Origin of the sequence: Saccharopolyspora sp. 7B (assembly GCF_020177435.1) — a bacterium.
In the GTDB taxonomy this organism is placed as follows: Bacteria; Actinomycetota; Actinomycetes; order Mycobacteriales; family Pseudonocardiaceae; genus Saccharopolyspora_C; species Saccharopolyspora_C gregorii.
The window spans coordinates 5,506-14,978 of record NZ_JAIUKC010000201.1 but is presented as its reverse complement, the minus strand read 5'-3'; the positions used below and the strand labels follow the sequence as shown (position 1 = coordinate 14,978).

Annotated in this window: 8 protein-coding genes; 4 read left to right on the top strand and 4 right to left on the bottom strand. The window is 73.9% G+C overall.

The window, feature by feature from the left end:
• The first annotated feature begins 34 nt into the window (after window positions 1–34).
• Window positions 35–460: a nitroreductase family deazaflavin-dependent oxidoreductase gene (locus tag LCD33_RS25835; protein ID WP_224962671.1), complete on the top strand. Its 426-nt coding sequence runs from the start codon at window positions 35–37 to the stop codon at window positions 458–460.
• Between the two features lie 258 nt (window positions 461–718).
• Here LCD33_RS25835 and LCD33_RS25830 read toward each other — a convergent pair whose 3' ends face one another.
• Complete coding sequence (locus tag LCD33_RS25830) at window positions 719–1,285, bottom strand: TetR/AcrR family transcriptional regulator (RefSeq protein WP_224962673.1); 567 nt, start codon at window positions 1,283–1,285, stop codon at window positions 719–721.
• A 169-nt stretch (window positions 1,286–1,454) separates the two neighbouring features.
• Here LCD33_RS25830 and LCD33_RS25825 point away from each other — a divergent pair, with 169 nt between their 5' ends.
• Both LCD33_RS25825 and LCD33_RS25820 read left to right on the top strand, forming a co-directional pair.
• A complete protein-coding gene (locus LCD33_RS25825) occupies window positions 1,455–2,681 on the top strand; it encodes an MFS transporter (protein ID WP_224962675.1) in 1,227 nt (408 codons plus the stop codon).
• Between the two features lie 5 nt (window positions 2,682–2,686).
• Window positions 2,687–5,839, top strand: coding sequence for an arabinosyltransferase domain-containing protein (locus LCD33_RS25820; protein ID WP_224978371.1), 3,153 nt, complete (start codon window positions 2,687–2,689; stop codon window positions 5,837–5,839).
• A 393-nt stretch (window positions 5,840–6,232) separates the two neighbouring features.
• Here LCD33_RS25820 and LCD33_RS25815 read toward each other — a convergent pair whose 3' ends face one another.
• From LCD33_RS25815 to LCD33_RS25805, 3 genes are all read right to left on the bottom strand, one after another.
• Entirely contained in the window at window positions 6,233–7,687 is a 1,455-nt protein-coding gene (locus LCD33_RS25815) for a glycosyltransferase family 39 protein (RefSeq protein WP_224978370.1), read from the bottom strand.
• Window positions 7,688–7,879: 192 nt separating this feature from the next.
• The gene (locus LCD33_RS25810; protein ID WP_224962681.1) at window positions 7,880–8,071 is read right to left on the bottom strand and encodes a DUF397 domain-containing protein; all 192 of its coding nucleotides are present in this window, start codon (window positions 8,069–8,071) and stop codon (window positions 7,880–7,882) included.
• On the bottom strand, window positions 8,053–8,904 hold the full coding sequence (locus tag LCD33_RS25805) for a helix-turn-helix transcriptional regulator (RefSeq protein ID WP_224962683.1): 852 nt from the start codon (window positions 8,902–8,904) through the stop codon (window positions 8,053–8,055). The genes LCD33_RS25810 and LCD33_RS25805 overlap by 19 nt, the downstream gene beginning before the upstream one ends.
• A gap of 63 nt (window positions 8,905–8,967) precedes the next feature.
• Between LCD33_RS25805 and LCD33_RS25800 the strand changes: the two genes are divergently transcribed.
• Window positions 8,968–9,285 (top strand): hypothetical protein, encoded by a 318-nt coding sequence (locus LCD33_RS25800; protein ID WP_224968415.1) that lies wholly within the window; start codon window positions 8,968–8,970, stop codon window positions 9,283–9,285.
• Window positions 9,286–9,473: the final 188 nt, after the last annotated feature.

Genomic DNA, 9,473 nt, shown 5'->3' with positions numbered 1-9,473 from the left:
GAATGAATCACGGGCGGGGGCGGTTGCGGGCGGTATGAGCGACGAGAACAACAAGGTGCCCGACTGGGTCCGGCAGCAGGTCGAGCAGATCGGCCGCACCGGCACCACGGAGGGCCTGGAGGTGCGCGGCGCGCCGATCGTGCTGCTGACGCTGCGCGGCGCGAAGTCGGGGAAGCCCCGCCCGACGCCGGTGATGCGGGTGGAGCACGACGGCAGCTACGCGGTGGTGGCCTCGAAGGGCGGTGCCCCGGAGCACCCCACCTGGTACCACAACATCAAGGCCCACCCGGAGATCTCGTTGCAGGACGGGACGACGATCCGCGACTACTCGGCCCGCGAGGTGTCCGGCGAGGAGCGCGCGCAGTGGTGGGAGCGGGCCGTCGCGGCGTTCCCGTCGTACGCGGACTACGCGGAGAAGACCGACCGGCTGATCCCGGTGTTCGTGCTCGACCCGAAGTGAGGCCGCGGCGCTCGGTCGCGGTTCCGCGGCCGGGCGCCCCGCCGGATCCGCTGCACGACCGCCCGGAGCCGGGGACCGCCCGGAGCCCGCGGACTCTGTGACACCGCCTGGTTTCTCGGCCCGTCCGGATCCTCCAGCGCTGCCCGGATTCACCAACCCTGCCCGGATCCTCCAGCACCACCCGGACTTCGCCGCGCGACCCCGATCTCCCCGCGCGCCACGGGGTTACCCGGCACCGAGCCCGCCCCGCCTCGGGCGCTACTCCGCCCCACCGGCGCCCGCGGTGATGCGGCGGATGGCGTCGAGGGTGAGTTCCCGGTCGTCGCCGGACCTGGTGCCGAGCGCGCGGTGGATGGTGAGCCCTTCGATCAGCGCGTCGAGTTCGCGGGCGGTGTCCGCGTCGAAGTGCCTGCCGAGGGCTTCCTGGCTGCGCCGCATCCACTCGTCGATCAGCTCGCGGTAGGCGGGTTCGCGCGCGGCCAGCGCGTAGAGCTCGTGGGTGAGCACCAGATCGGCTCGGGTGGCGAACAGGTCTTCGTGGACGAGGTCGGCGACCGCGAGGCGTGCTTCGGCGATGCCGTGCGCGGCGCCGAGCCGTCGTTCGAAGCGGGCGATGACCGCGCCGGTGAACCGGGAGAACGCTTCGCGCAGCAGCTCGTCGATGCTGGCGAAGTGGTAGGTCATCGAGCCGAGCGGCACGTCGGCGCGGGCGGCGATCTTGCGGTGCGAGGTGCCCGCGACGCCTTCGTCGGCGATGAGCCCCAGTGCCGCGTCGATGATGCGCGCCCGCCGCTGCGGGTCGAATCGGCGGCCCTTCGGTGGCATTTCCCGCGTCACCTCGACAGAAGGTAGTCGATGGGTGACCTCCCGTCCGGTGCGGGTCCGGGCGGGGCGGAGGCCGGTCGATCCCGAAACCCTCTCACGTACGATCGTACGCATCATTGCGTACGATCGTACGCAACGGCTTGCGTTCACGCCGCCACCGAGAGGAACCATGACCGAGCACCCGGGTGGCGGCGCGCCACCGACCGCCCCCACCGGCGCCCCCGGCCGCCGCCGCGCACTCCAGTGGATCTTCTTGCTGCTGGGCGTCTCACTGGCCTCCTGGGTGACCCGCACGCCCGCCATCCGCGACGCCTTGGCCGCCTCCACCGGCGAGATGGGCCTGGTGCTGTTCGGCCTCTCCGTCGGATCGATGACCGGCATCCTCGCCGCCGGGCCGGTGGTGCGGCGGTTCGGCACCCGGCCGGTGATCGCGGTGAGCATGGCGCTGGCGGTCGCGGGTCTCGCCGTGCTCGGCGTCGCCACGGCGGTCGCCACCGCGCCGGGCGCGTTCGCCGGGCTGCTGCTGTTCGGCCTGGGCATGGGGTGTTCGGAGATCGCGACGAACGTGGAGGGCGCCGAGGTCGAGCGGCTCGCCGGTCGCCCGCTGATGCCGTTGCTGCACGGCACCTTCAGCGCCGGGACGGTGGCGGGCGCGGTGCTCGGCATGGTGTTCACGCGAGCCGAGGTCGCCGTCGAGTGGCATCTGCTGGGCGTCGCGGTCCTCACCGGGATCACCACGGCCGTCGTCGTTCCCGCGCTGCCCACCGGCTTCGGGAAGGAGCACGGCGGTCCGCGGCGCGGTCCCCGCACCGCCGCCCGGGAGCAGCTCGCGCTGTGGGCGCAGCCGCGGATCGCGCTCATCGGCTGCGTAGTGCTGGGCATGGCGCTGGCCGAGGGCGCGGCGAACGACTGGCTGCCGCTGCTGATGGTGGACGCGCACGGCTTCGACCCGGCTTCCGGGACGGTCCTGTTCGCGGCGTTCGCCGCGTCGATGACGACCGGGCGGTTCGCCGGTTCCGCCCTGGTGGTGCGGTTCGGGCGGGTCGCCGTGGTGCGCGCGAGCGCGGGGTGCGCGGCGCTCGGGCTCGTCCTGGTGATCTTCACCGCCAGTCCGGTCGCCGCCTCCGCCGGTGTCGTGCTGTGGGGGCTCGGCGCGGCCCTCGGGTTCCCGTTGGCGATCTCGGCTGCGGGAGATGGCGGCGGGGACGCCACCCCGCGGGTCAGCGCGGTCGCCACCGCCGGCTACCTGGCGTTCCTCGTCGGGCCGCCGCTGCTCGGTTCCCTCGGTGACCACTTCGGACTGCGGTACGCGATGATCGTGGTACTGGTGCTCGTCGGTTGTGCGGCGCTCACCGCTTCGGCCGTGCGCGGCCCGTCTCCGGCAGAAGGAAGGTGAACCCGGTGTCCACACGGGAACGACCACTGCGGTGGATCGCGGTGGTCTGCGGCCTGATCGGTGCGGTCGCGGCGGTGCTCGTGCCGTTCCTGCCCGTGCGGTTCGAGATCACCGAGCTGCGCTGGCCGACCCCGCAGGGGACCCAGGCGGTGTCCGCACCGCTGTCGGCGTACCAGCCGATCCGGCTGGACCTGGAGGTCCCGTGCGCGACCGCGCGCGGCCTCGACGAGCGCAGTCCGGACCCTGCGGTGCTGCTGAGCACCAACCCGCCGAAGGCCGAGTACGGCGATCTCACCGGTCTGCGGCTGGACGTGCACGACGGGCAGCTGCGGCTGATCTCGCAGGGCCAGCAGCTCGGCACCGCGGCGCTGCCCGCCGGGGACTGCACCGTGCGGGTGCACTCCGACGGCCGGGCCACCACCGCCTCGGTGGGCGACGAGACCTTCGCCCGCGTCGGCGGCGACGCCCGGCCGCAGCTGACCGGGATCTACTCCGATGTGGACGGTGCGGTCGACGACGTGCGGGGGCTGTCGTTCTCCGCGCAGGTGGACGACCGCTACGACAGCCACCCCACCCCGTTGAAGATCGCGGCGATGGTGCTCGCGGTGCTCGGCTGCGCCGGGGCGCTCGGGGCGCTGCACCGGATCGACGCGCTCGCCGGGCGGCGGCCCGTGCGGCTGGGCCGCGGGCGGTGGAAGCCCACCGGGCGCGACGCCGCGGTGGCCGCCGCGCTGCTGGCGTGGTGGCTGATCGGGGCGATGACCTCCGACGACGGGTACTTCCTCACGATGGCCCGGGTCAGCGGTGACCTCGGCTACGTCAACGACTTCTACCGGTGGTTCTCCGGCCCGGTCGCGCCGATGGGCTGGTTCGTCGAGCTGCAGTCCCTGTGGGTGTCGGTGTCCACGGCGACGCCGTGGCTGCGGGTGCCCGCGCTGCTGATGGGCCTGCTGAGCTGGGTGCTGATCAGCCGGTTCGTGCTGCCCCGGCTCGGCCAGCGGGTCCGCCGCAGCCGCGCCGCCGGGTGGGCCGCGGCCGCGGTGTTCCTCGCCTGCTGGCTGCCCTACGACAACGGGCTGCGCCCGGAACCGGTCGTGGTGGTGCTCGCGCTGCTGGCGCTGTGCGCGGTGGAGTACGCGGTGGCGACCCGCCGGTTGGCGCCCGCCGCGCTCGGGCTGATCGTCGCCGCGTTCTCGGTGGCGGTGAACCCGCACGGCATGGTCGCGGTTCTGCCGTTCCTGGCCGCCGCGAAACCGCTGCTGCACCTGGTGCGGGACCGCGCGGAGCGGTTCGGCTGGGTGGCGGTGCTGAGCCCGGTCGCGGCCGCCGGCCTGGTGGTGCTGGTCGCCTCGTTCGGGGACCAGTCGTTGCAGACGGTCGCCGACGCCACGGCGGTGCGCTCCGAGATCGGGCCGTCGCAGGCCTGGTACCAGGAGCTGAGCCGCTACGAGCTGCTGTTCGGCATGTCCCCGGACGGTTCGCTGACCCGCCGGTTCCCGGTGCTGCTGCTGATCCTGTGCCTGGCGATGTGCGCGGTGGTGCTGCTGCGGCGGGGCCGGATCCGCGGTGCCGCGCTCGGGCCGGCCAGGCGTCTGCTCACCGTCGCCGGGCTGTACTTCGTCGCGCTGGCGCTCACGCCGACCAAGCACACCCACCACTTCGGCATCCTCGCCGCCGTCGGCGGTGCCGTGGCAGCGCTGACCGCGCTGGCGACCAGCAGCACGGTGCTGCGGTCGAAGCGCAACCGCGCGGTGTTCTTCGGCGGACTGATGGTGGTGCTGGCGTTCACGTTCACCGGCACCAACGCCTGGTGGTACGCCTCCGGCTGGGGCGTGCCGTGGTTCGACAAGCCGCCGTCGATCAAGGGCTACGAGTTCAGCACCGGGTTCCTGATCATCGCGGCGATCGCGCTGGGCGTGGCGCTGCGCGAGCACCTCAAGCTCGACGACCGGAACCCCCCGGCACCGACCGAGGACCGGTCGCGGGCGCTGCGGCTGGGCACGGCACCGCTGTCGATCGTGTGCGCGCTGCTGATGCTCGCCGAGCTGGCCTCGCTGGCGAAGGTGATCCCGGAGCGCTGGGACACCTACAACCTCGCCACCGACAACGTGCGCCAGCTGGCCGGGGCGAGCTGCGGGCTGTCCGACTCGGTGTACGCCGAGACCGATCCGGCGTCCGGCGTCCTCGCCCCGGCGCCACAGCCCGGGCGCGCGGTCCCGGACGGGAAGACCGACGAGGACGAGACCCCGGATGAGTACCTGCGCGGCAGCGACGCCGGATTCGTCCGGGGCGGGCTGCCGGACACCCGGAACATCGACACCGGGCAGCCGCTGTGGACGCCGCCGTACCGCTTCGGCAGCGAACAGGCGCCGGTGTGGGGCAGCTACGGTTCCCCGACCAGCACCGGGAAGCTGCGCACCGGCTGGTACGACCTGCCGGAGCGCGCCACCAGCGGCGAGGTGCCGATCGTGGTGAGCTCCGCCGGGCGCACCTCGGGCGCGAACTCGCTGTCGGTGGAGTTCGGGCGGGACACCCCGGAGGGCTTCGAGATCCTGCGCCGCGATCCGATCGGGCAGGACGACGAGCAGCGCTGGCGGGACCACCGCGTCGCGGCCCCGGCGGAGGCGACCCGGGTGCGGGTCGTCGCCGAGGACCGCGCGCTCGGCGAGGAGGGCTGGCTGGCGGTCAGCGCTCCCCGCGCGCCGCGGCTGACCCGGATGACGGACGTGGTGGGCGACGCTCCGGCGTTCGTGGAGTGGCCGGCGGCGATGGTGCACCCGTGCCTGAACATGACCTCGATCCACCACGGCATCGCCGAGCTGCCTCGGTTCCGGGTCTCCGGTGGCGGGGACGTGCGCGGCACCGGGCAGGGCTGGTCGGCGCCGGACGCGGGCGGGCCGTTCGGGTACCTCAACGTGGCGACGAGCATGACGGAGCTGCCGACGTACCTGCGCAACGACCTGGGCAACGACTGGGGTTCGCTGTACGCGGTGCACCCGTACGAGCCGGACGCGCTGCCCGCGTCGGCGGCCGCGCACACCCACGAGGAGGACCACTGGGGCCTGTGGAGCCCCGGCCCGACGCCGAACCCGGTCGTGCTGCCCGGAGACGTGCCGGATTCCAACACCCGCTCGGACGTGGCGCCGGGGCCGCGCTAGCCCGGGGGCGGAACCGGTCGGTATCACCGCCAGGGCGGAGGTGGCGCGGGAGCCGGGGTCGGCGCGGTGGCGCACGGCCCCGGCCGCCCCGGGCATCCCCGTGCAACAGCGGAAAACCGCCTGAGTCCACTTCGGATGTTTGTGCTCGTTCGCCCTCCGGAGCGCGCGCCCGAGGACGAAACCGGACGGCGAGTGCAGCACCTCCGGCCCGCCGACAGCGCTTCCTCGCCGTCGATCTGGTGGTGCACGCCGAACCGGCGCATCGACAACTGCGCGGCCCGTCCTCGTCGATGAGCGCGCCGGCTCGATCCGACCGCTGTCCGCGGCGGCGGTGGTCGTGCTCGGGCGGCTCGGGCGCGGCGGCGGACCGGTCGTGCGGCTCCGCGGTTCGGATCAGGGCGGGTCGAGGGTGAGGGTTCGGAGGTCCGGCCAGATCTCCGCCCAGGGGTCGGTGCGGCCGGTGAGGAGCCAGAGCTCGGCGCGCTCCGGAACCATCCCGCCGTAGGTGCCCAGCGTGGTCGGCGCGTCCACCACCGCCACCCGGTTCGCCGCGGCGAACCGGTCGCGCAACCGGCCGGGGTCTCCGACGAACAGCATCCGGTCCTGTCGTTCCGGCGGCGGCGCGAACCAGCCGTAGGCGCGGTTCGTGCTCACCGCGGGCGGCAGGCCGAGCTCGGGCGCCGCGGTGTCCAGGTAGGTCGCGTACACGTAGGGCCCGGCGCCGAGCGCGGTGCGGTCCCGCTCGGCGGCCGGGACGTCCCGATAGGCGCGGGCGGTCGCCGCGACCAGCGCGTCCGCGAACCTCGGCGCGGCCATGACCGTGGTGAACCCGAGCGCTCCGGCGGCGAGCACCGCGCTGAGCAGCACGACCGGCCACGCGGCCCGCCGCCGTCCCGCCTCGCGGCGGTGCTGCAGCGCGACCGCGCCGACCGCGACGAAGGCGCTGTAGAGCGGCAACGGGTAGTAGTGCCGACCCGCGGCGAGCGCGAACGCGGTGAACAGCACGGCGAACACCACCGCGAGGAACCGGTGCTCCCGCCACCGCCGGTCCCGCACCAGCGCCACCAGCCCGCAGCCCGCGAGCCCGAGCGCCAGCGGCCCGATCACCGCGAGCCCATGCAGCACCACCAGCACCCGTCCGCCGTAGATCAGCTGGTTCTCGGCCGCCACCACGGCGCCCATCGCGGCCTGCGGCCAGCCGTGGGCGGCCTGCCAGGCCAGCGTCGGCGCGGTGATCAGCAGCGCGAGCGCGACGCCCGCCCAGGCCGCGGGTCGGCGCAGCAGGTCGTGCGGCCCGGCCACGGCGACCGCGACGAGCACCGCGACGCCCAGCGCCAGCACCTGGAACCGGGTCTGCGCGGTGATCCCGGCGGCGACGCCGAGCAGGAGCAGCAGCCGGTCGTCCCGGGTGCGGATCCACCGCAGCAGCAACAGGAACAGCACCGCCCACAGCGCGGGTTCCAGCGAGTACGGCGTCAGCCAGTGCCCGAACTGGGCGGCGGCCACGCAGGTGGCCGAACCGAGCGCGGCGAGCACCTGGGCCCGCGCGTCGCCGCCGAGCTCCCGGGCCATCAGCGCGGTCAGCACCACCGCGGCCGCGGTGGCCAGCACCGCCGGAACCGCGAGCACCACCGGGTTCCCCGGAGCGATCGCGTCCGCGAGCCGCGCCAGCAGCGGGGTGAGCGGCGGCTGGTCCACCGCGCCCCAGTCCAGGTGGTGACGGCCGATCGCGACCACCAGGTCCTCGTCGAACCAGCGGCGCGGCACGGCCGCCACGCCCAGGTGCGCGAGGGCGACGACCCCGGCGATGAGCGCGATCGGCCGCCACGCCGGGCGGTGCAGTTCCATCGGCGCCCACTCCTCCGCTCGCGATCCGGCCCGCTCGCACGATCCGGAGATCAGTGAACACCGTGCCGCGGCGGCACCCTCGAACCGGAGTCACACACGGGCGTCCCGGCACCGGCACGGGGCTCGGCACGGTCGCGGGGCCGGCACGGCCCGGCCGGCCGCACCACGGCTCGACGGCACCGGCCGGGGGTGTCAGCTCGGGTCGAAGCGGCCGCGCTTGACCGAAGCCACGAAACCCGCCACATCCACCCGCAACACCGGACCACGCGGATCCTTCGAATCCCGGATCAGTCCCCGCGGATTCGACAACTCGACACAATTCCCGTTCGGATTGGAACGGCTCGACTTCCGCCACACGATCCCACTCACGGACGTACCTCCCATTCCCGGAGAGCCTTCGCGAGATAGTCTAGCGAGTCGGCCGCACCGAGGGCCACGTCGCGAATGCGCTGCGAGGCGGTGCGGTATTCCTTGACATCGTGTTCGACCGGCACGAACGCGCCGGAACTGTAGTGCTCGAAATGGACGACGGCCGGGGCGGCGGGGAACTCGTAGACCACGAACGGACCCGACCAACCGGGGTGCCAGCCGACCCGCAGCGGCACGACACGGATGGTGACGTTCGACTTCGCTGCCATCACCACGAGGTGAGCGAGCTGCGCCTGCATGACGTGTGCGGAACCGACGGGCTCGTGCACCACCGCCTCGCTGATCAACGCCTCGAATCGCGGCGGATCGTGCCGCAGCAGCACGTCGCCTCGACCGGCACGCACCAGCACGCGGGTGTCGAAGTCCGCCGCGGGCAGATCGACCTTCTCCAGGATCGCCCTGCTGTAGTCCCGGATTTGCAGCAGGCCCGGCACGACCATCGGCGACCACTCCACGATCGCCGAAGCCGCGCGTTCGCACTCGATCGCGCCCGCCAGCTGCTGCGGGATGCCGGAGATCCCGACGGTGAGCCAGCTCGGCTCGCCGAGGTTGCGGGCGAGGTCGAGGATGCGTTCCCGCTCCCCCGGCGACACCCGCAGCGCGGCGAGGATCATCGCGACCACCTCGACGCCGGGGACCCGGTGCCCGGTCTCCCAGTGCGAGATCTGGGTGTGCGAGATCTCGAGTTGCCGCGCTAACACCCGGAGGCCCACTCCGCGCGTTTCCCGCGCATCGCGCAGCGCGGCGGAAAGGGCCCTGGCCCGAGGCGTACCTGCGGTGGCGACCATGCAACACCTACCTGTCGTCGCTGTTCTCCTCGATCACGCGATCGGCGCTCTGGTGGTCCCGATGTGCAACCGGACACCTTTGTGCGGGACGGGATCGCGGGAACGCCGGAATGGCGCGAATCCGATTCTGTCGCACCGCATCCGCGTCTATTCGGAGGAACGGCTTTGTCGCAGCGGAAAACGCCCGATCGGGTGTTCGAAGGAAAAGCGGACGCGCTGGCGGGGGCGTCCGGTGCCGTGGCGGGCAGAACGGTGCGCGAGGTGGTCTGCGACGGCGGACTGGAGATCTGGGTGACCGGACCGGCGCTGGTCGCCTGCGCCGACGATCCGGCGCGCGCACCCGCACACCTCCTCGTCCCGGAGCCCGACCCTCGATCGTGAGCCTCCCGGCCGGTGCGACCCCTCCCCCGCGCACCGGTCCGGGACGCCTCCCGCCGCCGCGGTCCCGCGCGCGGGAGGCGGGGGGGGGGGGGCGGCCCCCCCCCCCCCCCCCGGCCCCCCCCCGCCGCGGGGGGGGCCCCCCCCCCCCCGGCGGCCCCCCCCCCGGGGGGGGGCGGCGCGGGGGGGGC

Coding starts and splice junctions, on each gene's coding strand:
- LCD33_RS25805 (WP_224962683.1), bottom strand. CDS start 8,904: ATGGTCGCCACCGCAGGTACGCCTCGGGCCAGGGCCCTTTCCGCCGCG.
- LCD33_RS25810 (WP_224962681.1), bottom strand. CDS start 8,071: ATGGGAGGTACGTCCGTGAGTGGGATCGTGTGGCGGAAGTCGAGCCGT.
- LCD33_RS25835 (WP_224962671.1), top strand. CDS start 35: ATGAGCGACGAGAACAACAAGGTGCCCGACTGGGTCCGGCAGCAGGTC.
- LCD33_RS25815 (WP_224978370.1), bottom strand. CDS start 7,687: ATGGAACTGCACCGCCCGGCGTGGCGGCCGATCGCGCTCATCGCCGGG.
- LCD33_RS25830 (WP_224962673.1), bottom strand. CDS start 1,285: ATGCCACCGAAGGGCCGCCGATTCGACCCGCAGCGGCGGGCGCGCATC.
- LCD33_RS25825 (WP_224962675.1), top strand. CDS start 1,455: ATGACCGAGCACCCGGGTGGCGGCGCGCCACCGACCGCCCCCACCGGC.